Here is a 22,912-nt window from a genome sequence, read left to right as displayed (position 1 = left end):
TCTCGCTGATTTGGATTTCCAGAGCGGCGACGTTGTCTCCGGCCCTCTCCCGGACGGAGGGGACGCCAAGCCCCCGACGGATGGCGCAAAACCCCCGGATGGCGATCCCTATGCGCAGGCCGTGCTGGCCGACCAGCCGAGTGCGTATTGGCGATTTGGCGAGACGTCGGGCACGACCGCCAACGACGAAATGGATGCGTACCCCGGAGTCTACGAACGAGGATTTACACTCGGCGCTCCGGGCATCGTGGCGGGCAACCGGGCGGTGCACCTCGACGGCCAAATTGGCACGCGCATCGTCATCGGCGACGCCCTCGATTGTCGCAGCCGCGGGCCTTGCACGCTCGAGGCTTGGGTCAAGTGGGAGGGCAGCAGCCGTGGATACATCATGTCCAAGAATGGCGAGGCCACGGGAAACGGGTACGAGCTGTTCACCTACTCCCCGGACACGAATAGCGTCCAATGGTTCTATTCGCGCGTCACGTCCGGCAGCTCCACCGCGGTGACGTACACGACACCGGCGACCCGTGATTACGTGTACATCGTTGCCACCTTCGAAGGCTTCGAGGGCACGGTGGGTCGCCTCTATCTCGATGGGAACGAAGTCGCGAACACGACGTTCGGCGACAGCCGAGTCGGTTCGAACGCCACCCTCGTGCTCGGGGGCAACTCCGCAGATAGCGGTGCCTTCCAAGGCACCCTCGACGAAGTTGCCATCTACGACCGGGTGCTTTCCCCCGACCGCATCCGCGCGCACTACCTCGCAGCCACGTCGAAATAGGTCATTGGCGCGGGCGAGGGACGTTCGCGAATTCGTCGCCCTTCTTCCACGTGGGAAGCTCCGGGGCGTTGGCGATGCGCCAGCCTGCGAGGAGGAGCAGTTGGGCGTCCTCGACGGCGCCGCGTAAGTCCCAGTTGGGGTCGAACTCGTCGGAGGGCTGGTGGTAGCGCGTTCGCTCGAAGAGCTCTTGCTGCTCTTTGCCCCACCCCGGCGGGCGCCCCACGTACTCGGGGCCGCCTTTGATGTAAATCGAGGGGACACCGATCTTTGCAAAGCTGAATTGGTCGGACCGGTAAAAGGACCCCCGATCCGGGAAAGCATCGCCGTGCAACGTGCGCCCCTGGGCCGTGGCCAGCGCGGTCACCACATCGTCGAGCGACGATTTTCCGAGGCCCACAAATCCCAAATCGCGGGTCGGGCCGAAGATGTTCATCGAATCCATATTGAGATCGGCCGCGATGCGGCCGGCGGGAAAGGTGGGATGCTCGCAATACCATTGGGAGCCGAGCAACCCCTGCTCTTCCGCGGCCACCGCGGCAAACACGATGGACCGCCGCGGCTTCGACTCGGCACCCGCGAAAGCCCCCGCCATGGCGACGAGCGTCCCGCTTCCGGAGGCGTTGTCCACCGCACCGTTATAAATCGAATCGCCGTTTCGGGGCGCGCCAATACCGAGATGGTCATGGTGCGCACTGTAAACGACCGCCTCGCGCGAGAGCTCCGGATCGCGGCCCGGCAGGACGCCGAGAACATTGGCGCTTTCGATGTCGCGGCGCTTGTTGGTAAAGTCCAAGTCCAATTTGACATTCAGCGCGCGCGGTCGAAAATCACGCCGCTCGGCCGCCTGCCTCAATGCATCGAGGTTCTCTCCGCCCAGCGCCGCGATGCGCCGGCTCGCATCCTCGGTGGCCCACATTTTCGCGAGCAGACGCGGCTCACCCTTGGTGGCGGGAAGCTCGAACTTCTCCAGTGCGTTCGACGTCACCACCACCTGCCACGGATACCCCGCCGATTCCGTCGTGTGAACGATGATGACCCCCGCCGCGCCTTTCTTTGCGGCTTGCAAGTATTTGTAATCCCACCGCCCGTACCACAGGCGGCGCTTGCCCTCGAAAAGCGTGGGATCCGACGATGGGTCGTTGTTCATCACGACCACCACCTTCCCGCGAACGTCCACGTCTTTGTAGTCGTCCCATTGGTATTCGGGCGCGACGATGCCGTAACCCGCAAACACCAATTCGGCATTGGCCATTCGAACGCGGGTTTCCTGGACACCCGACATGATCACCAGGTCGTTCGCCGAGGCCAGGGAAAGGCTATTTTCCTTTTTCGTCACACTCGAGAACGTCACGGGCCCTTTCACCTCCGGGGTGAGGGCCACCAGGGGGACACGCTGGAAATACGTCCCCCCATCGCCACCGGGCTGAAGCCCCAAACGCCGAAACTCCGAGGCCAAATACTCCACGGCCAACTGACCACCGCGCGACCCGGGCGCACGGCCCTCGAGTTTGTCGTCGGAAAGAAATCGCGTTGGGCCCGCAATGCTCTCGGCCGTCATGCGGGCCGCCAACGCTTTTTCCTCGGCGCCGATCGCCACGTTCGAAGACGCCGACGAGGTGGCGGCCGCCGAAGAGGGCGCGCCAGCTTGCGGAGCGCTTGCGCCGCATCCCTCGAGAATTCCAAGCAAAAATGATACACAGACCGACGGATGCACGCGCATGGTTCGCGGAGACGTAGCGGCGGCAAGCTGTGGCGTCAATGTGCCATCGCAGCCGGGCGTGGGGCAAAACACACCAACGAGACGGTGCGTGTGGCGAAATGTCACGCGCTCGCTACGTCATTCTTGCTGAGATGAGCGCAATTGCGGGCACAAATTAAGGAGGCATATCCATTGCTCCCGCACCCGTGAAAATCTTTCCCTTTTCCTTCCGGGCCTTCTCCCCTAAAGACGGGCGCCTCGGGAAGATTTGCTTACTTCTTTGGGTAGTACGCCAGTGAATCGAATCGAGAACGTGAAGTAAGTCCTCACGTTATTCATTGTTGGGGGGGCCCAGGAGCCATGATGCAAGGCAGTGCACCCCATTCTATTGAGCGATCGCGCGCGCGTTACGCCAGCGTCCCGGTTCCCGGGCATCGCGTGGCCACCCCGCGCTGGACGCTTGGTTTGCTCGCAGCCAGCGTCGCGTGCGGAGTTGCAGGGAGCGCCATGGGCGCCGCCCCTTTGTCGATGGTATTGCTCATCGCGTCCACGGCATGCGCCGCGATGGCCCTCGTCATTTATTTCGTCGAGACTCGCCGCCCGCGCCTCGGTCGACTTCGCTGACCGACGTATCGGCGACCCATCACGTGCCGCGCGCGTCCGCGAGCCATGCATCGATCAAGCTTCGCGCAATGCTGAGGCGCGGCGGGATCGGCGGAAGTGCGTCGGCACGGAACCAGTCGGCGTGCGCAATTTCGGCGCCATCGACTTGAATCTCGCCTGACACCCAATCGGCCACGAAGCCGATCATGAGCGAGTGCGGGAACGGCCAAGGCTGGCTCCCGAAGTAACGGGGGTTGGCCACGTCCACGCCGACTTCCTCGCGGACCTCCCGCACGATGGTTTCTTCGAGGGACTCGCCCACCTCCGAAAATCCGGCGAGCACGCTGTAGAAACCGAACGTGGAACGAGCGTTGCGTGCGAGCAGCACGCGGTCGCCACGGCGCACGAGCACGATGATGGCCGGCGAGATGCGCGGATACGACAGCAAGCCGCACGCGGGGCAACGCAGGCAGCGCTCGTTCTCCATCGCGACGGTGGGCGTCGCGCAGCGACCGCAGAATCGGTGCGTCTTCGCCCAGTCGACGACCTGGGTAGCGCGGCCGGCCAGCCAGAAACGCTCGTCCCCGAGCGGGATGTAGATCTCACGAAGGTTGGCCACGACCAATGGCGGCCGCAGCTGGGTCTCTTCATCGAGCGACACGGCGAAGGACTCCGTGTCGCGCCCATGTTCGTCGCGCAGGGGCCCGAGGTGGTGCGCAGCCTTGGTGTCCACCCCGAGCTGCGCGATGTCGTCGTCCGTCGGGAAAAACACGGCGTCATCGCCCTCGCGGCGGACGACGAGGCCCTTCGGGTGCACGAGAAGCCAGGTTCGATGCGGGGCATCGGCGGGGGTTACGCGACGAGCGGAAGTCATGCGACCGTGGATCGTGGGACCATGCGGCCGCCGCGACAAGCGCTGGCGAGCATCAAGCGGACGCGGCGCGCCTGTACTCGATGTAATGCGCGGTCTCGTCGGCGACCTCGCGCCCGCAGCGCTTCTCCACGAGGTAGAAGGACATGTCGATGCCCGAGGCGACGCCGGCCGACGTGATGATCGCGCCCTCGTCGACCCAGCGCACGTTGCGTTCGACGCGAACCTCGGGATCTACTTTGGCGAGCTCGTCGAGCGCGGCCCAGTGCGTGGTCGCCCCCTTGCCGCGCAGGAGCCCGGCCTTGGCCAGCAAAAGCGCGCCCGTGCAGACGGAGGCGACGAGCTTCGCGGAGCCGGCGCGCTCGCGGATGAAGTCGATCGTCGTCGCGTCGTTCACCAACGGGCGTGTGCCGATGCCACCCGGAACGACGAGAAGGTCGATGGGCGGTGCGTTGGCCAGCGAAAAATCGGGCGTGATCTTGAGACCGCCGATGGCCGAAACCGTGCCTTCGCGCACGCCGATGGTGAAGACGCGGAACGGCGCATGTTCCTCCGAGCGGCGCGACGCTACCCCGCCGACGAGCCTGGTCCTAGAAAAGACTTCGAACGGGCCCGCAAAATCCAGCACTTCGACGTCGTCGAACACGACGATCCCGGTGTTCCATCGTTCCATTTGGGAGATCTCCATGAGTAGCTTGAGAATCGCGACCGCGCAGTTCGAGAATAGGAGCGGCGACAAAGACTTCAACCTCGGCGTGATCGATGGCCTGGCGGCGAAGGCCAAGCAGCAGGGCGCCGACGTGGTGGCATTCCACGAGTGCTCCGTCACGGGTTACACGTTCGCGCGCCACCTCTCGCGCGAGCAGATGCTCGCGCTGGCCGAGCCGGTGCCCGAAGGGCCAAGCATCGAGCGATTGGTGGCCATCGCCCGAAGCCGGCAGATCGTGGTCTTGGCCGGCCTGTTCGAGAAGGACCGCGAAGACCATCTCTACAAGGCCTACGTCTGTGTCGACGGGAACGGGTTGGTGGGCAAGTTTCGAAAGCTGCACCCGTTCATCAATCCGCATCTTCTACCGGGCAACGAATACGTCGTATTCGACATTCATGGTTGGAAGTGCGGTATTTTGATTTGCTACGACAACAACGTCATCGAGAACGTGCGCGCCACGGCATTGCTCGGGGCCGAGGTGCTCTTCATGCCGCACGTCACCATGTGCACGCCCTCCACCCGGCCGGGCGCGGGCTTCGTCGATCCGGAGCTGTGGAAGAACCGCGAAAGCGATCCGACCTCGCTGCGGCTGGAGTTCGACGGCATGAAGGGGCGCGGCTGGCTCATGAAGTGGCTGCCCGCCCGCGCGTACGACAATGGCATCTATGCAGTATTCTCCAATGCCATCGGCATGGACGACGACCAATTGAAGAACGGCTGCTCGATGGTGGTCGACCCATTCGGCGACGTCATCGCCGAGTGTCGAACGTTGGGCGATGACGTCACCGTCGCAGTGTGCACGCGCGAGAAATTGGAGAAGGCCGGAGGCCACCGATACCGAAAGGCGCGCCGCCCGGATCTCTATCGAGAGATCCTCGGGCAGGCGCACACGCCGGAGCAGCAGGTCGTCTGGTTAGCGACGCCGTCGTCGGGAAGCACAGAGGGCGGCGACGCCGGCCGCTAGGCCGACCCAACCCGAAACGCCGTTTCCAGGTGCGGCGGCGCAGGAGCCTCCTGCGATCTCGGTGCCGTCGTCCTCCGCGCCGGCGCCTTCGCCTCCCGCGCCGCTCGCGCCGGGACCGGTGCCGGCATCGCGCTTTCCGCCGCCGCCGGTACCACCTCCGCCACCGCCTCCGGTGCCACCGCCCACGGATCCTGCGTCGGGGTCTCCGCCGCCACCGGAGCCTGCATCCGGATTTCCACCACCGCCGCCGCCGCCCGCGTCGGGATTTCCACCGCCGCCACCGGCATCGGGATTTCCGCCTCCCCCGCCGCCGCACGCATTGTGCGGGCCATCTTGCCAATCGGCGCACGATGCGGGGCCAATGCCCAGGGTGCCGGTTGTCGGATAATCGACGATGGCGTTGCTGCTATCGGTGAATCGGAAGAAATACCGACGGCAGCCCGAGGCCACGTTGGTCAGCGTCGCGCTGTAAGCGGCATTGGTGTCCGAGCCCCGCTTTTTCGTCATCGTGGTGCACGCCCCATCGACGTTGACCACGGCGCCCTTGGGCGCAGCATTGGAATACCAATTGGCCCAGGCTTCGACCGAGGCTGCCTGACGCGGAAAATGCGACCCCGATGGGACCTTCGGCGGCGCGCCCTGGCCCGAGAAATCCTGCACCGCCATGAATTTGCCGGAGCCCACCACCACGCCGACGCCGAGCGATCCCGTGTTCTTTAGAATGTTCCACCGGTGCCCATTCTCGCCGGTGAATTCGCAAGCACTCGTGGACGACTGCTCGTAAATCCACATCTTGAAAATGCTGTCCGGGGTGCCATTCGAATCCCACGCAATGTTCTCGGCACCGCCACTGGCCCCGAAGAGGGACATGCGCTCCCCCGGGCCGGGGCACGAGCCACTGCACGTCGCCGTACCGCCCTGGCAGGCGCACGATTGCTGCCCTTGGCAGCTTCCGGGATAGATATCTTTGATATTGCCGACAATGGAACACTTCGACGAATGGTCGAAGAAATCCATTGCAATCATATTGGCTGCGTGAAAGCGCGCGGCTCGGTTGGCGGCTTCGCCCCACGCCACGGGGGCGATGGCGGTGTAGCAGGATTTCTCCGGGCAATTGCTACCGCACGCGGACAATTCGGCTTGCGGATCCACGTGGGCGCGATTCGTCCATTGGTGAATGACGCGCTCCGCCCAATTGGGGAATCCATTCTTCTCTTCGCCGTACGCGGACGCCGGTCGAGAATAGGTCGAGAGCCCGAGCAATGCGGCCCCGAATGCCGCCAACCCAATGAATGTGCGCATGCCTCCTCCTTACCGAGGGGTACGAGTAGTTCGAATTCTTTGAAACGCCCCCGAAGGACCGGCGTCGTCCCAATACTGGAATCCAGTCGCACCATAGCGTCCCGACGGATACGCGCAAGCCTCGTGAGAAGCCGCAGCACTCATATTCGGCCACCACTCCGCCCTTGGTAACTATTTGTCGCAAGGACGTATACGGAGTGGACGATGCCACGTCCACCAACACACTACGAATTACGGCACTCTCGTAATCACACCAGAGGATTGAACAGGGAGATCGGGAGTTTTTGTTTATTTCATTCACTGCTCCCGACCTCCCGATCTCCCTGTCAATCCTTCTGGGTCTCGCTCACGCGGCGCCTGACGACCTCGGCAAGCTGGAGCGGACAGTTGCACCTAAAGTGCAAGACTGTTTGCGTTCGTGTGCGGCGTCCGGGTAATCCTTCAAGTATGCGGTTCGGGCCGAACGGGGAGCGAGGAAGCCACGTGGACTGATGCGGCTCGTCTGGCACGTTCTGCTCTTCCTCGTCTTGAGCCTCGGAATCGCTCGCGTGGCGCAGGCCGAGACGTTGCAGGCCCCCTTCGGCGGGCGCGCCATCCCGCTGGGCGGGAACCGTGTGGCTTGCGGAATCATGCCGGGCGGATGGGGAATCGAAGCGCTGGGGCGCTCCGTCAGGCCTCCTGTCGCCGTGTCCGCCATCGGGCAGGCGGTGGAACTCAAGGTCGCCCCCACCTCCGAAGCGTGCGCCCGCTCGACGGATACGGTGAAGCTGGTCACCACCGGGCGGTGGCCCCGCATCGATCGGGGCAGCTTCAGTTTGTCGATTGACGAAGGGAGGCTCGAGGGACGCGGCCACGAAATGCGCAACACCGTGGTGACCTTTCCCGGTGAGCAGGGTGTCGCCTTCGACACGTGCCGCGAGCCGCAGAACGACGCCGGCGCCGAGCTGTGCACCTGGCGCGTGCCCAAAACGGTATCGGCGGACCCGGCAGCCCGCGCGCTCCGCTGGCTGCCCGCCGGCGCGGACGTCAGTCCCGACGCCGTGACCTTCGGCATCGACGGCCGGCGCGCCGACCCTGCGACCTTCGTCATCGCCTCGTCGCGCGTTCAAGTTTCGCAGCTGGTTCCACCCGACGCGGCCGTCGATGTCTCCTCCGGCACCGGGCTCGTACCGCTGCTGCACCCGGAGATCATCAGCACCGTGGAGTGCGGCACCTTGCGGTGCACCGTCGAAGCGGGCCGGCTGACGGTGCAGGCGCCGCCCGCCTCGGTCACCGCGCTGGACATCAAGTTTCGCCTCGCACCGCACGTCGCCTATACGAAAAAGGGAACGCAGGATCCGCAGCCCACCGTAAAGCTCTCCATTTTGCGCTGCCCCATGAGCGTGGCGTCCGGCAATGCGCTTCGCGGCGTCGACAGCGCGCGGGTGGTCGTGCGCCTCGAAGGACAATGCGCGAAGGACGTGAGCCAGCTGCGCTTCGCCATCGGCACGCACCGCACCGACCTCGTGCAGGTCGAGACGATTCAGGACGTCAGCTACGCCGTCTTGGGCGTGGGCAACCTGGACGGTCCGCAGCTCTCCATCGTGGCCTCCCGCGGCGACGGTGAAGGCTCCGTCGTGGGCATTGCCCGCGTCGACACGCAACCGGCGCCGCTGGTTCGAACCATCCTCGAGCTACCGGGATTTCCGCCCATCGACTTCATTCCGAACAACCGCCCCGCACGCGTGCATCATCCACGCATCAACGGCGTCGTTCTGGCGCTGCTTCCCGTGCAGGACGTCTACACGGCGACGAACGAGGGCGACTCGTCGATGGTGCAGGGCGAGATCAACGCCGCCGGCTACGTGGCCTTGCGTTTCGGCTACCGCGTTCCCACGCTGCCCGCGCCGCTGGACCAGGTCGACTTGGCCGTCTTGGTGGATCCGCTGCAGCGCAACGTCAAAGAGGCGACCATCCCCGCGCCCATCAGCCTCTCGGCGCACACCGATCGGCCGTTGGTGGAGCTCATTTGCTACGAGAACGGTCGTCCCTTTTTCGTGCGACCGGGCATCATCGAGCACCTCGGTTTCGAGTCGAGCGATAGCTGCCGCCTGGTGTTTCACCGCGAGCGGCTTTTGCCCGAATATGGAACACAGAAGCTCCAAGTCGACATCGACGTACGAAAGATCGACGGCAGCGTCCGCCCCGAAGCGCATGTGTCCCAAACGGTGAGTCTGCGCGCAGGAAACCAGCCGCGGATCGCCTGGATCAAAGGCGTGACCACGCCGTACGACCGCATCGTGGTGCGCATTGCGCACGTGGCGGACGAAACGCACTACCTCGGCGCTTCCGAGATTCTCGGCGAGCCCTCCGTACAATGGAACATCGTCCTCGGCCGAGGAAGCGTGCGCCTCTACGCCACGACGGCCATTCCGACGGGCCTATATCGATTTTCGGACTCCGACCATAGTGGTGTATTGTCGCTCAACTTCGGAATCATTTCGCGTTTGACCTGGCTCGACAGCGACGGCAAAGAAGGCCTCTTGGGCCTCGAGGGCGGCATCATGGCCTTCGGTCTCACGGGCGCCACCAACCCTGCCGGCCAAAGCCTGACCCAAGTCGGCGCGGTCCTGGGCATCGGCATGGCGATCCCCATCGCCAACGCCCAGTCGCCGACGCAGGCCTCGATCAACCTGCACGGCTGGGTGGAACAGCGCCTCACGGGCAACGACGATGGGGGCAACCCCAGGGCCATCATCTTCGGCCCCAGCATCTCCATCGGCAACGTGGGAACGACTTTCTGAGAATTCACAGGAAGACGGGAAGACGGGAAGTTTTTTTTGTTGAGGCAACGGGCATCCCAATTGGGCCCTCTGACTCAAGAACAAAAAATCTCAGGTCTTCCCGTCTTCCCGTCTTCCCGTGAATTCTCTCTCTTCTTAGATGCCGTGGCCGCGGGCCATGAAGGTGGCGATGAAGACGATGACGACGACGGAGGCGATCTCGAGCCGGTTGAAGAGGCGCATGCGGCTGAGAGGTGAGGGGTCGATGCTCATGTTCTTCTTCACGCGGATGCGCCACTTGATGAGCATGGTCATCGGGTAGGCCTCGAGGGCCAGGATGAGGATGAAGAGCGTGAGCTTGGCGTGGAAAAGCGGGTTGTGCAGGTACCAACCGGTGGGCTTCTCGATGCCGCCGAGAAAGCGCCACAACCCCGTGACCAGCCAGAGAACCGCCGCCACCCCCCAGGCATTGTCCGCCGCGAACAGATTGCGGAGCCGCGCGTCGTCCAGCGGATAGCGAAGTTGGCGCCCGCGAACGTACACGCCACCCAAGCCAACGCCCAACGCCAGCAGATGAAGGGCCGCGAGGATACTCGACATGCTCCTCTTATTACGACGAAACCCTAGGCCATGGCACGGCTATCCGCGCGTTCCGTCCGTCCGATAGCGACCCAAATCGATGTGGAAGTGGTTGCGATGAAGGGCGTCGAAAAACGGCGTAAGTACGTTGGAAAAGAGGTTCTCGTCGTAGGCCCGCTGCGAGATCTGGCGGAGGAAGCGGCCCTCGGCCTTGGCGGGCGCATCGGCCTTATCGAAGTGGCGGAGCACCGAGATGACTTTGCCGTCCTCCAGCGTGAAAGTCTCCAGATCGATGGCGTTGGCGTAGGAGTGCTCACTCACCCATCCCGGATAGGCCTTCATCTCGCGGCACGCGAAGGTGCCCAGTTGATGAATGCGCACGATGCGCTTGCCAAAGGCGCGTTTCGCTTCCTCCTGCACCACGGCATCGAGGCGTGACAAGGCCAGTGCCATGTTGCACGTGAGCATCGCCGGCGGGTCGTACGCGATGCCCGCCGCGCTGCGGTGGTAGACGATCACCTGCTCGGAGCCGCACGTCATGGTCTTGCGCTTCTGAACGCCGAGGCGTGCGGTCGAGAAGCGGATGCCCTCCGCTTTCAGCGCCGCCTCGCAATCGTCGCGCGGCACGGGTGGGCCGACGATCATGTCGTCCGCAGGATCCGCGTTTGCAAAGCCCGCCGGCTTGGCCGGGCCATCGCCCTTGGCGTCCCCCTCCCCCGCAACCAGCGTAGCCAGCACGGCCGATACGAGGCCGACCCACCGCAGCTTCTGCATCCTGGATTGGACGGACGGGACGGCGAAAAGTTTTGCATCTCGCCGATGGGCCGGTGTGTCACTATTATGTCAGGAATGCGCCGCACCGAGCGCCTGTTTGCCCTCGCCGAATACCTACGCGGCCGCCGCACCGGCGTCACGGCCGAAGTTCTCGCGGAGCGCTTCAACGTCACCGTTCGCACGATCTACCGCGATCTCGACACCTTGCGCGACGCCTCCATGCCGCTATCGGCCGAGCGCGGTCGCGGTGGCGGCTATGCGCTCGACCGCAGCTACAGCCTCCCGCCGGTGAACTTCACCGCACGCGAGGCCGCGCTCATCGTGGCACTGGGCCGCTTCGCCATCGACATGCGGCTGATGCCCTTCGCCGACACGCTGGATTCGGGCCTCGACAAAGTACGCGCCGCCCTCTCCACGTCCGCGCAGCGCGAGCTCCTCACGCGCCTCAAGGAGCTATCCTTCCAAGGCGTCCCCGCCCTCCCGAGCAAAAAAGCCGTACGCGCCGCCATCGAGCGCGCCTGGTTCGAGCAGCAACCGGTTCAAATCACCTACGTGGACAGCAACTACATCCAAACGACGCGCGACGTCCGCATCGAATCCGTCATCATGGACCGCCACGAAACGCGCATCGACGCTACCGACCTCGCCGCCGGCGAACGCCGCCACTTCCGCCTCGACCGCATCGAACACGCCGAAATCCTACGCCCCAATACCCTCTGACACGATCACGGCTTGGAGAGATTCACAGGAAGACGGGAAGGTAGGAGATAGGGCTATCCGTCGAAGGCCGTCTTTGAGAACGGTCTCGCGAAAGTTCACGAGCAATCCGGTTGGAAGCGCCGATAGTCGCAAGTAGGTTAACAGCTGAGCCTTGTGGATCGGAAGCAGCTGATCGACGCATTTGATCTCGACGATCAGAGAATCTTCGACGACCAGGTCGAGGCGATATCCGCACTCCAGCTTCGTTCCCTTGTATTCAAGTGGCAGAGGCCGTTGCCGCTCAACGCGAAGGCCCAACCCATGCAGCTCGTGGGCTACACAGTGCTCGTACGCCGACTCGAGTAACCCAGGTCCGAGGTGGCGATGAACCTCGATACACGCTCCGATAACGGCCTCCGAACAATCACAAAAACTTCCCGTCTTCCCGTCTTCCTGTTCAATCATCTCTCTGGGGTTATCGGCCCCATCGAGCGCCAGGTTCGCGGAAATGGGTTAGCTGTTGGCCTTGCGGCGGAAGAAGCGGGCGACGGGGCCGACGCCGCCGGCGATCAGGGCGCCGAGGAGGCTCAGTAAGAAGAGGCCCGCGTCCCAGATGCCGTGGGAGAGCTCGGAGCTGCTGCGCAGGAAGACGGTGTAGAGTACACGGATTAGGAGGCCGCCCATGCCGTAGAAGACGAGGGCGGCGGCGGCGGTGCGGCGCAGGTCCGACGCGAGTTCGACGGCGCGCGGGCTGTTGGGCCACACGGAGCGTCGCACGTGGAGTGCGAACAAGGCGGTGGGCGTGATGGCCAGTAGGGCGGTGCCCACGATGAGCATCACGGCCTCGGTGCCGGTGATGTCGCCGGGCCGGAAGTAACGAATGGTGCCGCCGAGCGCACCGGAGACGCCGCCGATGAACCACAGCACCAGCGCGATGGTCATCGTCACGATGGTGGGACGCGCGTATTGCGCCGCGGAGGACGTGGCCTCCATCGCATCGAGCGCTTCCTTCGAGATGGCCGGCAACGAGCCCGTACCGCTGGTGGGCCCGGGCAGTGATCCCAGGGCGGCGCGCATGGTCCGCGCGGAGGGATCGTGCGGATTGCCGTGGCCGATGACCGCACCGTCGCCCTTGCGCAGGATGGTCTGCATCTCCGGCGAGGAGAACGCGCCCGCGTCGAACGGAGCGAGGGCCACGTCGAGATCGACCATCGATTGGTAACGCTCGCGCGAATCTTTCTGCATCGCGCGCTGCACCACCAGCTCCAGCGCCGGTGGGATCGCCGGGTCGATCTGGCGCGGACGGATCGGCTCCTCGGTGAGGACCTGAGAAAGCGTGGCCGTCGGATCGTCGTTGTCGAAGGGCCGGCGGCCGGTGAGCAGCGTGTACAAGAGCGCGCCCACGGCATAGATGTCCGCCCGCGAATCGACCTTTTCGCCGCGGGCCTGCTCCGGCGCCATGAACGACGGCGTGCCCATGATCATGCCGGTGCGCGTGAGGTGCGTGTTGCGGTGGCCCACCTTGCTGATGCCGAAGTCGAGCACCTTGATATGCGGCAGCCCATCGCGCGCGACGACGAAGACGTTCTCCGGCTTCATGTCGCGGTGGATGATGCCGCGCACGTGCGCCGCATTGAGGGCGCGGCAGATCTGACGCGTGATGGCCACGGCCGTGGCCACGTCGATCCGGCCCACCTTCTTCAGGTGCTCGCCCAGCTCCTCGCCCTCGAGGAACTCGCCCACGAGGTACGGCCGGTTCTCCGGCCCGCGCGAGACGTCGTAGACCTCGATCACGTTGGGATGGTTGATCGCGCTCGAGCTCTCCGCCTCGCGCTGGAAGCGCTGCACCACCTCCATGTCGCGGGCGAACTCGGGGTGCAGGATCTTCACCGCGAGGCGCCGCTCACGCAGGCGGACGTGACGCGCCTCGTAGACGCGGGCCATGCCGCCTTCGCCGATGAGGCGCTGAATTTGGTAGGCGTCGCCGAGAACCATGCCCAGCAGCGAATCGCCCGCCTCACCGGAGTCGCTCACCAGCGAGCTGGCGTCTTTGGGACAGACCAGAAAGTCGACGGGGTAATGCGTGCCGCACGTGGGGCACCACTTGGGACCGCCCGCGGCCACGAGCTGGCCCATGGCTTCGGCCTGGGCAAAAGCCTCGGCCGGCAAGCTCGAGGCGCGCTCTCCGCTTGGGGGTCTATCGAAACCTGGTGTGCTTGCAGCGCGATCTCGAGCCCCTTGAGCAGGAGCAGGAACCGTCGCGGACACGCCGGACGTGGGAATTGGAGCGTTTGCCAAAGCGGGACTTGCCGATGCTTGCGAAGGTGGTGGAGACGGAGATGGTACCGGCGCGGGCGCGACAGCAAGAGCGGGCTTGGTCACGACGCGGGGCCCCGGATTGGACATGTCGCTGCATCGTAACACGGCTCGGAACGGTGCACTCGCGCTAGACTCGCGCTTTGGCCCGTCGGTGGAGCCAGGCGTTGACGGGCGCATACTTCCGCCTATACTGCCCGCCGCCTTGGCTGGCCCTTTTTACGGCTGGACCATGCGCCGGACGCGCAATTCAGCGCGGACGCTCTGAAGAAGGTTCCACGTATCATGCCGCTTCATACCGAGAAGAAGTCCGAGCTCATCGACAAATTCCGCACCCACGAGACCGACACCGGCTCTCCGGAGGTGCAGATTGCGCTTCTTACCGAGCGCATCGGTTATTTGACCGAGCACTTCAAGACCCACGTGAAGGATCACCACTCGCGCCGCGGTCTGCTCCGGTTGGTCTCCAAGCGTCGCCGCTTGTTGAACTACCTGAAGAAGTCGAGCTTGGACCGCTACCGTAAGACGGTTAGCGCTCTCAACCTCCGTAAGTAAGCCCCCCAAAGCGGGCTGGGGCCTCCTCCTTAAAAGATGGGGTCCCGGATTGGTGGGAGGCGGCGTATATTCGTCTCCCACTCAATTCAAACGCACATCCGAGCAAGCCTTTACCTCTTTCTCGCCTTGCTCTTCGCTCCCTGCACACGAACCCTCTCGAAAACGGAGCAAAGGTTCGGGTTCAGCGACCGAGGAACGAAGGCGTCTCCTTGGTGAGGAAGCTCGGCGTCTCGGCCGCACGAAGCGGCCCGCGCGAAGGAGCGCAAACTCACCATGTCCTTTGTTCGTGAATCGGTCATCGTCAACGGCCGTCCACTCACCATCGAGACGGGTCGTCTGGCCAAACAGGCCCACGGCGCCGTTCTCCTCAGCTACGGCGAGAGCGTGGTTCTCGTCACCGCCGTGTCGGGCGACGAGCGCCCCGGCCTCGATTTCTTTCCGCTCACCTGCGAGTACGTCGAGAAGACGTTCGCCGCTGGCAAAATCCCGGGCGGATTCTTCAAGCGCGAAGGCCGGCAGCGCGACGACGAGATTCTGACGAGCCGCCTCATCGACCGTCCGTGCCGCCCCCTCTTCCCCGAGGGCTTCAAGAAGGACACGCAGATCATCGCGACCGTCCTCAGCTCGGACAAGATCAACCCGACGGACGTGCTCGCACTCACCGGCGCCAGCGCCGCGCTGCACATCTCCGACATCCCCTGGGCCGGCCCCCTCGCTGGCGTGCGCGTCGCGCGCGTTCACGGTGAGTTTATCGCCTTCCCGACCTTCGAGCAGCAGTCCCAGTCGGACATCGACATGGTGGTCGCGTGCTCCAAGGACGCCATCGTCATGGTCGAAGGCGGCGCCGCCGAGGCCAACGAGGGCGACGTGCTCGATGCCCTCTGGTTCGCGCACAAGGCTGCGCAGCCGATCCTCGAGCTGATCGAGCGCCTGCGCGCCGCGGTTGGCAAAGAGAAGCGCGTCTTCGAGGCGGTGAAGCTCGATGCGAAGATCGCCGGGCGCGTGAAGGACCTTTCCGACACGGGCATCCTCGAGTCCGCGCTCATCAAAGAGAAGAAGACGCGCTACGACTCGTACAAGAGCGTCAAGACGAAGCTCACCGAGACGCTGCTCGCGGAACTCGGGGCCGAGACGTTCGCGGCCAACGAGAAGCTCATCAAAGAGGAGTTCGAGGAGCGCAAGTACCACGTCGTCCGTGAGTACGTCCTCGGGCAGAACAAGCGCATCGACGGCCGCGCGATGGACGTCATCCGTCCCATCACGACCGAGGTGGGCTTGCTCCCGCGCGTTCACGGCTCGGCGCTCTTCCAGCGCGGTGAGACGCAGGCGGTGGTCACGAGCACGCTCGGCACCAGCGCCGACGAGCAAAAGATCGACGCGCTCACCGGCGAACGCTGGAAGCGCTTCATGCTGCACTACAACTTCCCGCCCTTCTCCACCGGCGAGACCAAGCCGCTACGCGGCCCCGGCCGTCGCGAAGTCGGCCACGGCGCGCTCGCCGAGCGTGCACTGGCTCGGATGATTCCGGAGCAGGAGAAGTTCCCGTACACGATCCGCGTCGTCTCGGAGACGCTCGAGTCGAACGGCTCATCGTCGATGGCCGCGGTGTGCGGTGGCACCCTCTCGCTGATGGACGCCGGTGTTCCCATCAAGTCACCGGTCGCCGGCATCGCCATGGGCCTCATCGCCGATGCGGCGCCGGGCCCCAACCAGCGCACGGCCATCCTGAGCGACATCCTCGGTGACGAGGACCACCTCGGCGACATGGACTTCAAGGTCTGCGGCACCGAGCGTGGCATCACCGCCATCCAGATGGACATCAAGATCGCGGGCCTCTCGCGCGAGATCATGTCGCGCGCGCTCGATCAGGCGCGTGCGGGCCGCTTGTTCATCCTGGGCAAGATGCTCGAGTCGCTCACCACGCCGCGCACGGAGCTGTCGAAGTACGCCCCGCGCATCACCACGGTGAAGGTGAAGCCCGATCAGATCCGTCTGATCATCGGCCCCGGCGGCAAGACCATCAAGGGCATCATCGACCAAACCGGCGTCGCCATCGACGTGGAAGACGACGGCACCGTGAATGTCGCCTCGAGTGATTCCGAGGCGGTGAAGAAGGCGCTCGACATCATCAAGGGCCTCACCGCCGAGCCGGAAGTGGGCGCGGTCTACAAGGGCGCCGTGCAGCGCGTGACCGACTTCGGCGCCTTCGTCGAGTTGCTCCCGGGCACCGACGGCCTGCTCCACATCTCCGAGATGGCGCACACCCGCGTGGAACGCGTCACCGACGTGATGAAAGAAGGCGATGTCGTCGAGGTGAAGGTTCTCTCCATCGACCGCGACGGCAAGATCCGCCTCTCGCGTCGCGAGCTCCTCCCGCTCCCCGAGGGCGAAGAGGGCGAGCGCGCCAAGGAGCGCATGCTGGCCGCCCGCGAAAGCGGCGGTGGCCCGCCCCCGCGCCGTGGTGGTGGCGGCGGCGATCGCGGTGGTCCGCCGCGCGGCGGCCCCCGAGGCGGCGGCGACCGACGCCGCTAAACGCCCTACGTAGTTGGCAACGACGGCCCGCCGATCCTCGCGATTCGGCGGGCTTTGTTTTGCGCGCTGCCAAACGGGCACGCAACCTTTCGGCCAGCGCGGTCGAAAGCTCCATCGCGATGAAAATACATCCTCGATCCCATGCGATGGTTGCATTCCTCGTACTCTTCCTCACGGCGTGTGAGGAGCCGTCAGCGGGCTCCGACAAAGACGGAGGCGCACGGAATTGCCTGCCGGGCTACGTCGTCTGCGACGATCAATGCATCCCCCAACGAGTCGTCGAGTATTCGGGGTGCCCGAGCCCGAGCGTCGACGGCGGGGTCCCCACTCATGACGCAGGCCAAGACGCGGGGCCGGACACACAGACCGATGGCGCCAACTGCGGCCAGCTGGGCCATGCATGTGCGGATTCAGAGTTGTGCATGGCAGGCCAATGCGTGCCGGACACACTCGACAAACTCCGCTTCGATGTGATCGATGCCCAATACAGCCGCGCACTCGACCGCATGATTCTCGCGAGTGCGTCGCCCATGGCGCTGCACGTTTACGATGTTGGCGCGCGCAAAGACGTCGTCGTAAACCTTCCCGTGATCCCAACGGCCGTGTCACTCACCCCGGACGGGCGTCAAGCCGTCGTTGGCCACGACGGATACGTTAGTTACGTGGACCTAAGCGGAGCAAAGGTACTCGGCACGTTTCACGTATCGGCTCCGGTTGGGGACGTAGTGGCAGGTGGAAACGGGAAGGCCTACGCATTCCCCTCCAGCGATCAGTGGGTGGGGATCCACACGGTCGATCTCACGACGGGGACCGAAGACATCAGTGGTCAAGCGACCATTTACGCAGGCAGCGTCGCTGCTCTGCACCCGAACGGCAAAGCCATGTACATGGCCGAGCGCAATCTCTCGCCGTCGAGCATGGAGAAATTCGACATCACGAGCGGCAAGCCGGCATCCGTAGGTCGCAATTGGGGCGGCGACTACCCCGTGTGCGGCAACCTTTGGATTTCCAAGAATGGCCTGCGAATCTTCACCGGATGTGGCAACGTATTCTCGGCCTCCGACAATAAGTCGCTGGACATGCAGTATGCCGGTTCGATCGGCAAGGTGACTGTCGTATCGCTCGACGATACGGCCGACCGTGTCGCGGCCGTCATCGAGCTCCCGCCATCGACCTATAACGCTCCAAAAAGCTACGAGATTCGCTACTACGAATCGCAATACCTCGCGCAGGTGGATAACAAGCGGCTGCCAGGCTATCGCGCAGGAACGAAGACGGTACCGACGAAGGGGCGCTTCTTCTTCTTCCGCGCAGATGGCGCGCATGCTGCCGTCGTCGTTCAGGCCGATCCGTCGTCCAATGCTCAATACCCGTTTGCAATCGCAACGTTGTAGGCCGCTGGGCCGAGCATCGCGCGTGCCCGAACTCGCGGGCACGCGCCTTGACCCTCAGGACTCCCAGTTCGACTTCCGCGCATGGGAGGCTTTCGCCGGCGGGTACGTCACGTATGCGCAGGGAGATCAGGTCGAGGACCCGGGGCGCCCGAACTTCGATTTCGCGTGGATCGTCATCGCCGGGGCGAAGCCGCCTCTATAGTCCGCTGCATGGGAAAGCATCTTGGACTTGGCGCGGTAGGCGTCTTCTTGCTCTTCGGTTGTGCGGCGCACGCTCCGGCAGAGGTCCGACGTAGCTCGGAGCCGGCGATTCCGTCGATTTCGTCCTCTCGAACGACGACCCCCTCGCGCGCGGAGCCTCGCAGCAGCGCCCTCACACCCGAGCGCGCGGTGCGGTTTCGTCGTGTTCTGGAGTTGCGTTTTTCACCCAATGGCTCTCGGTTGGCGTGCGTCGTTTCCGAAGCCAAAGGGGCGGCGGTGGAAACGCATATCTGGATGGCGGACGTCCGGAGTGGTGACATTCATCCCTTCACCGATTCTCCGAAATCGGAGCGCGCACCGCGATGGGCGCCGGACGGGCGATCGCTCGCGTTCTTGTCGAGTCGCGGCGGCGAGATGCAAGTCCATGTCATGCCGGCGGATGGCGGCGAAGCGCGCGAGATCACCTCGCACGAGGGCGGCGTGAGCGACTTTCGCTGGGCGCCCGACGGCAAGTCGATGGCGTTCATCGCGTACGAGCCCGATGCGAACCGGAAACCCGACGCTCCGCAGGTGGCCGATCGGCCGCAGGACGTCCCGCGCCTTTGGACGGTCGATCTCGCGTCGAAGACGACGCGGCCGATCACGCGAGATTCCCTTCGCATCGACGAATTCGACGTTGCTGGCCCTGGCCACCTTCTCGCGATTGCCAGCGAACAACCGAAGAGCGAGACGTGGAATACGGCCATTTATGACATCGCGATGGCCGACGGAACGACACGGCTGCTCACGCGCCCGGCACCACCGTTCTCGGACCTTCTCTCGTCTCCGAGTGGGACGCGCTTCGCGACGGTGCGAACGCGCGACCGGGGTCCCATTGGGCACGACCTGTTCGTGCAGAGTGCAAGTGGCCACGAAGAAGCGCGCAATGCCACGGCCAAAATCGATCGCGCCGTGCGCAATGCGCGCTGGCAGAACGATGCCGTCGTCGTCGCACGGGTCGCCAATGGATTTCGCAACACGTTGCACCGAATCGACCTTCGCGGTGCGTCCACGCCCATCGAACTTCCTCACTCCGCCGCCGTGTTCGACGTCGCACGCGATGGCACGATCGCCTTCGCAGGGGTCGACTTCGATCGGCAGGCGGAGGTTTACGTCAAACCGACGGCAGGACCGATTCGCCAGCTCGGGCACCTTCAAGAAGGATGGGACGATACGCCATTGTCCTCCGCGGAGGTCTTTCGCTTCCAAAGCTTCGACGGACGCTCCGTCGAGGCAGCGCTCATGAAACCCCCGCCATCGGCGCCGAAATCCGCCGAAAAATCACCTCTCGTGCTGCTCGTCCACGGGGGTCCGAATTCGAACTTTTCCGCGATGTATTACTGGTTCGGCGCGTGGGCGCAATTGCTCGCGGCGCGCGGATACCAGGTGCTCATGGTCAACCCGCGCGGTTCGACGGGGTATGGTGAGGACTTCATGAAGGCCAACCGCGGCGATTGGGGTGGCGGCGATTTCAAAGACCTCCTCGCCGCGCTCGACACCGTTCTCGCACGTGGCGAGGTGGATCCGGAACGACTGGGCATCGCCGGTTGGTCCTACGGCGCCGAGATGGCCCAGTGGGCCATCGGTCACACCCCGCGATTCAAGGCTGCCGTGTCCGGGGCCGGCGTGTTCGATCAATTCGCGGAGTTTGGGACGCAAACCGATCCCACCACCGACGAATGGCACTTTGGAACACCGTGGGAGCAACCCGAGACGTTCCTACGGAATTCGCCCTTTGCCTTCATTCGAAACGCCAAGACCCCTACCCTCATTCTTCATGGCGACGCCGACCGCAACAACCCCGTCGGACAGTCCAAGGCGCTCTACCGGGCGCTGAAGCGGCTCGGCGTCGAGACCGAATTGGTCATCTACCCCGGCGAGCCGCATGGTCCGCGAAAGGTGAAGAACCAGATCGACATTCTGGAACGAATGGTGCGCTGGTTCGACACGCACTTGTCTAGCCGACTTGCGTCGCCTTGAGGGCCGGACGGCTCGAACAGCGGTCGACCCAAGCGGAGACGCGCGGGAAAGGCGTTAGGTCGTAGTTGAAGAAGCGGGACCAGGCGAGGACGGCAGAGACGGCCACGTCGACGAGGGTGAAGTCGTTGCCCATGACGTACGGCCGACCTTCGAGGTGACGCTCGAGGATCGCGCAACAGGCGTTGGAGCGCGCAATGGCGAGTTCCTTGGCCGGGGGCACTTCCTGGAAATTGAAGAGCATGGCGATGGCCATCCCGAGCTCGGTGGTGCCCCACGTGGTCCAGGAGAGAGCTTCGAAACGCGCCGGATCGTTTGCGGCGGGCCAGAGGTTTTTCTCGGGACCGAAGTGCTCGCCCAAATAGAGAAGAATGGCCAGCGACTCGAACAGCGGTTTGCCGTCGATGACCAAGAGCGGCACCTTGGCGTTGGGGTTCATCGCCACGTAGGCGGGCGACCTCGTCTCGCCCGCCTTGAGGTCCATCTTGATCTTGTTGTACGGAATGCCGAGCTCCTCGAGGGCCCAGTGGACGCGGGAGGCACTGCTGAACGGTGCATAGTAGAAGTCGAGCGACATCGTGACCTGCCTTTCGTGGGAAACGAAGATAGTCAGGGCCGATGACAGCATGATGTCAGGATAGGGACCAGGCTCATTTCCGCACGAGGAGCAGGTAGCCCGTGCCGGTGCGGCCCAAGGCGAGAAACGCGCGCGGCGCGTAGTGGGCCGCGATGAGCTCCGAGTGCGCAAGGCGCGCCTCGACCGCGTACGCGTAGCGCGCGTCTTGCCAATTCGCCGGCATCGGTCCTCGAACATGAAAGAGAAGCGCCTCCGGGTTCTTCGACAAAAGCAGCGCGGCGTCGATTCGCTTCGAGGTGTGGCCGCCCGGAAGCACGGCCACGTCGGGATCCGTGACCCCGGCAAGGTCGATCACCGGCGCCTCCGTCGCCGCGGACACCCAGCCGATGTCCACCGCCGCAACCGACCCGAGCGCCTCGAGCCGGGGCCGTGCGAGCTCGATGAGCGCGCGGCGATCGTCGCCGACGCCACGGCCCGCTGGCCCCGCGTTCGCGAAGTTCGCCGCGCCCACCAGCAGTGCGAGCCCGGCTCGGACCGCGGACGCACCGCGATGCACCTGGGGAAACGCGAGCACGCCCACCCAGGCGAGCGACGGCGCGATGGGCGCGAGGAGGCGCGCGTACGGCATCCAATCGCCCCCCACCGCCACGATGGCGGCGACGTGGGCCAGCGCGGCCAGCGCCGTCACCTTCAGCCCGCGCGCACCGCGCAAAATGCCCCACGGTGCCATCGCCACCATCGGTGTCGCGGCCACGAGGAGCGCCGCCGCCGCGTACACCGCACCGTGCGCGAGATCGCTCGGTTTGGCCAGCACCGCCAGCGGCGCCGCGCGACCGAACACCGCGAGCCGCACCAGTGCGCAAACCAGAAACGGCACGAACGCCACCACCGCGTTCGTCCACCCCGCCCCCACCCCCATCACCAGCGCCCACGGCGCCATCTCCGGTCGAAACGCCGCCGCAACCCCCGCGAGCGCCGCGCTCGCCCGCCGATGCCCCTGGGCGCAGAGCACCGCGCCGGTCGCGCAAGCCATCGCGAACGCGGTTTCCATCCCGCTCACCGCGTGGGCCGCCACCGGCAGCGACAACGCGACACTACCCAAGGCGGCTGCTTTGAACCACGGAGCCGCGGGCGCACGCCCCACGGCCACCCCGAGCGCCGCGCTCGCCGCAGTCCACGCGGCCAAGCCCATGCACTTTGCACATATTAAAACGTCGAGCGCGGGCCCCTTCGCCACCGCGGCCAGCAACCATGGCCACGGCAGAGGCGTGACCCCGTCGGTGACCGGCCCTCCGGCATTGAAACGGTAGCCCGCGCCCGATGCGAGATGGCGCGCGTAACGTACGGAAATCAATGCGTCATCGACGGTGAAGCCCCACATGAACAGGCACGGAACGAGGGCGACGACGACGCCCGCCAAGGCCCAAGCCGCGTCAAGTTTCGTCATGTGTCGGGCCGGCGAGGCGCCGCTACCAGTGCCCGCAAGTCTTGTCCAATCTCTTCCATAGTGTGCCGAAAACTACGCTCCTCGAGATGGAGTTTTTACGATGCCTCTCCAGCAGCAGGATTCTCTCTACG

20 protein-coding genes are annotated in these 22,912 nt (G+C 64.7%); 9 read left to right on the top strand and 11 right to left on the bottom strand.

The window, feature by feature from the left end; genetic code table 11:
• The first annotated feature begins 10 nt into the window (after positions 1-10).
• The gene (locus LVJ94_11710) at positions 11-781 is read left to right on the top strand and encodes a LamG domain-containing protein (protein ID WXB07896.1); all 771 of its coding nucleotides are present in this window, start codon (positions 11-13) and stop codon (positions 779-781) included.
• 1 nt (position 782) lies between these two features.
• Here LVJ94_11710 and LVJ94_11705 read toward each other — a convergent pair whose 3' ends face one another.
• From LVJ94_11705 to LVJ94_11690, 4 genes are all read right to left on the bottom strand, one after another.
• The gene (locus tag LVJ94_11705) at positions 783-2,378 is read right to left on the bottom strand and encodes a M28 family peptidase (protein WXB07895.1); all 1,596 of its coding nucleotides are present in this window, start codon (positions 2,376-2,378) and stop codon (positions 783-785) included.
• A 509-nt stretch (positions 2,379-2,887) separates the two neighbouring features.
• A complete protein-coding gene (locus tag LVJ94_11700) occupies positions 2,888-3,058 on the bottom strand; it encodes a hypothetical protein (GenBank protein ID WXB07894.1) in 171 nt (56 codons plus the stop codon).
• A gap of 65 nt (positions 3,059-3,123) precedes the next feature.
• On the bottom strand, positions 3,124-3,957 hold the full coding sequence (gene nudC / locus LVJ94_11695; GenBank protein ID WXB07893.1) for an NAD(+) diphosphatase: 834 nt from the start codon (positions 3,955-3,957) through the stop codon (positions 3,124-3,126).
• Positions 3,958-4,009: 52 nt separating this feature from the next.
• Positions 4,010-4,627, bottom strand: a complete 618-nt coding sequence (locus tag LVJ94_11690) for a DJ-1/PfpI family protein (GenBank protein ID WXB07892.1) — start codon at positions 4,625-4,627, stop codon at positions 4,010-4,012.
• A gap of 13 nt (positions 4,628-4,640) precedes the next feature.
• Here LVJ94_11690 and LVJ94_11685 point away from each other — a divergent pair, with 13 nt between their 5' ends.
• Complete coding sequence (locus tag LVJ94_11685) at positions 4,641-5,627, top strand: nitrilase family protein (protein WXB07891.1); 987 nt, start codon at positions 4,641-4,643, stop codon at positions 5,625-5,627.
• Here LVJ94_11685 and LVJ94_11680 read toward each other — a convergent pair.
• Complete coding sequence (locus LVJ94_11680; protein ID WXB07890.1) at positions 5,577-6,929, bottom strand: CAP domain-containing protein; 1,353 nt, start codon at positions 6,927-6,929, stop codon at positions 5,577-5,579. The two genes, LVJ94_11685 and LVJ94_11680, sit on opposite strands and share 51 nt — an antisense overlap.
• 491 nt (positions 6,930-7,420) lie before the next feature.
• Here LVJ94_11680 and LVJ94_11675 point away from each other — a divergent pair, with 491 nt between their 5' ends.
• On the top strand, positions 7,421-9,712 hold the full coding sequence (locus LVJ94_11675) for a hypothetical protein (GenBank protein ID WXB07889.1): 2,292 nt from the start codon (positions 7,421-7,423) through the stop codon (positions 9,710-9,712).
• 135 nt (positions 9,713-9,847) lie between these two features.
• Here the strand turns inward: LVJ94_11675 and LVJ94_11670 are convergent, their stop codons facing one another.
• Positions 9,848-10,291: a DUF2214 family protein gene (locus tag LVJ94_11670; protein WXB07888.1), complete on the bottom strand. Its 444-nt coding sequence runs from the start codon at positions 10,289-10,291 to the stop codon at positions 9,848-9,850.
• Positions 10,292-10,330: 39 nt separating this feature from the next.
• A complete protein-coding gene (locus LVJ94_11665; protein ID WXB07887.1) occupies positions 10,331-11,044 on the bottom strand; it encodes an extensin family protein in 714 nt (237 codons plus the stop codon).
• A gap of 75 nt (positions 11,045-11,119) precedes the next feature.
• Between LVJ94_11665 and LVJ94_11660 the strand changes: the two genes are divergently transcribed.
• Positions 11,120-11,764 carry an HTH domain-containing protein gene (locus tag LVJ94_11660; GenBank protein ID WXB07886.1) on the top strand — a complete coding sequence of 215 codons (645 nt, stop codon included), beginning with the start codon at positions 11,120-11,122 and terminating at the stop codon, positions 11,762-11,764.
• Here the strand turns inward: LVJ94_11660 and LVJ94_11655 are convergent.
• Together LVJ94_11655 and LVJ94_11650 are read right to left on the bottom strand one after the other, a co-directional pair.
• The gene (locus tag LVJ94_11655) at positions 11,744-12,208 is read right to left on the bottom strand and encodes a GxxExxY protein (GenBank protein ID WXB07885.1); all 465 of its coding nucleotides are present in this window, start codon (positions 12,206-12,208) and stop codon (positions 11,744-11,746) included. The two genes, LVJ94_11660 and LVJ94_11655, sit on opposite strands and share 21 nt — an antisense overlap.
• A 48-nt stretch (positions 12,209-12,256) precedes the next feature.
• A complete protein-coding gene (locus LVJ94_11650) occupies positions 12,257-13,912 on the bottom strand; it encodes a protein kinase (GenBank protein ID WXB07884.1) in 1,656 nt (551 codons plus the stop codon).
• 432 nt (positions 13,913-14,344) lie between these two features.
• Between LVJ94_11650 and rpsO the strand changes: the two genes are divergently transcribed.
• From rpsO to LVJ94_11625, 5 genes are all read left to right on the top strand, one after another.
• On the top strand, positions 14,345-14,614 hold the full coding sequence (gene rpsO, locus LVJ94_11645; protein ID WXB07883.1) for a 30S ribosomal protein S15: 270 nt from the start codon (positions 14,345-14,347) through the stop codon (positions 14,612-14,614).
• Between the two features lie 273 nt (positions 14,615-14,887).
• Complete coding sequence (gene pnp / locus LVJ94_11640) at positions 14,888-17,146, top strand: polyribonucleotide nucleotidyltransferase (protein WXB07882.1); 2,259 nt, start codon at positions 14,888-14,890, stop codon at positions 17,144-17,146.
• 146 nt (positions 17,147-17,292) lie between these two features.
• Positions 17,293-18,540, top strand: coding sequence for a hypothetical protein (locus LVJ94_11635; GenBank protein WXB07881.1), 1,248 nt, complete (start codon positions 17,293-17,295; stop codon positions 18,538-18,540).
• Positions 18,541-18,562: 22 nt separating this feature from the next.
• Complete coding sequence (locus LVJ94_11630) at positions 18,563-18,742, top strand: hypothetical protein (GenBank protein WXB07880.1); 180 nt, start codon at positions 18,563-18,565, stop codon at positions 18,740-18,742.
• Positions 18,743-18,750: 8 nt separating this feature from the next.
• Positions 18,751-20,760: a S9 family peptidase gene (locus LVJ94_11625; GenBank protein ID WXB07879.1), complete on the top strand. Its 2,010-nt coding sequence runs from the start codon at positions 18,751-18,753 to the stop codon at positions 20,758-20,760.
• Here the strand turns inward: LVJ94_11625 and LVJ94_11620 are convergent.
• On the bottom strand, positions 20,738-21,334 hold the full coding sequence (locus LVJ94_11620; GenBank protein ID WXB07878.1) for a glutathione S-transferase family protein: 597 nt from the start codon (positions 21,332-21,334) through the stop codon (positions 20,738-20,740). The two genes, LVJ94_11625 and LVJ94_11620, sit on opposite strands and share 23 nt — an antisense overlap.
• Positions 21,335-21,407: 73 nt before the next feature.
• Positions 21,408-22,781 carry a hypothetical protein gene (locus tag LVJ94_11615; GenBank protein ID WXB07877.1) on the bottom strand — a complete coding sequence of 458 codons (1,374 nt, stop codon included), beginning with the start codon at positions 22,779-22,781 and terminating at the stop codon, positions 21,408-21,410.
• Between the last annotated feature and the right edge of the window lie 131 nt (positions 22,782-22,912).

It is taken from the genome of Sorangiineae bacterium MSr11367, assembly GCA_037157805.1.
Lineage (GTDB): Bacteria > Myxococcota_A > Polyangia > Polyangiales > Polyangiaceae > Pendulispora > Pendulispora rubella.
Note: the sequence above shows the minus strand (reverse complement) of the source record. Positions and strands in the feature narration are given on the sequence as shown.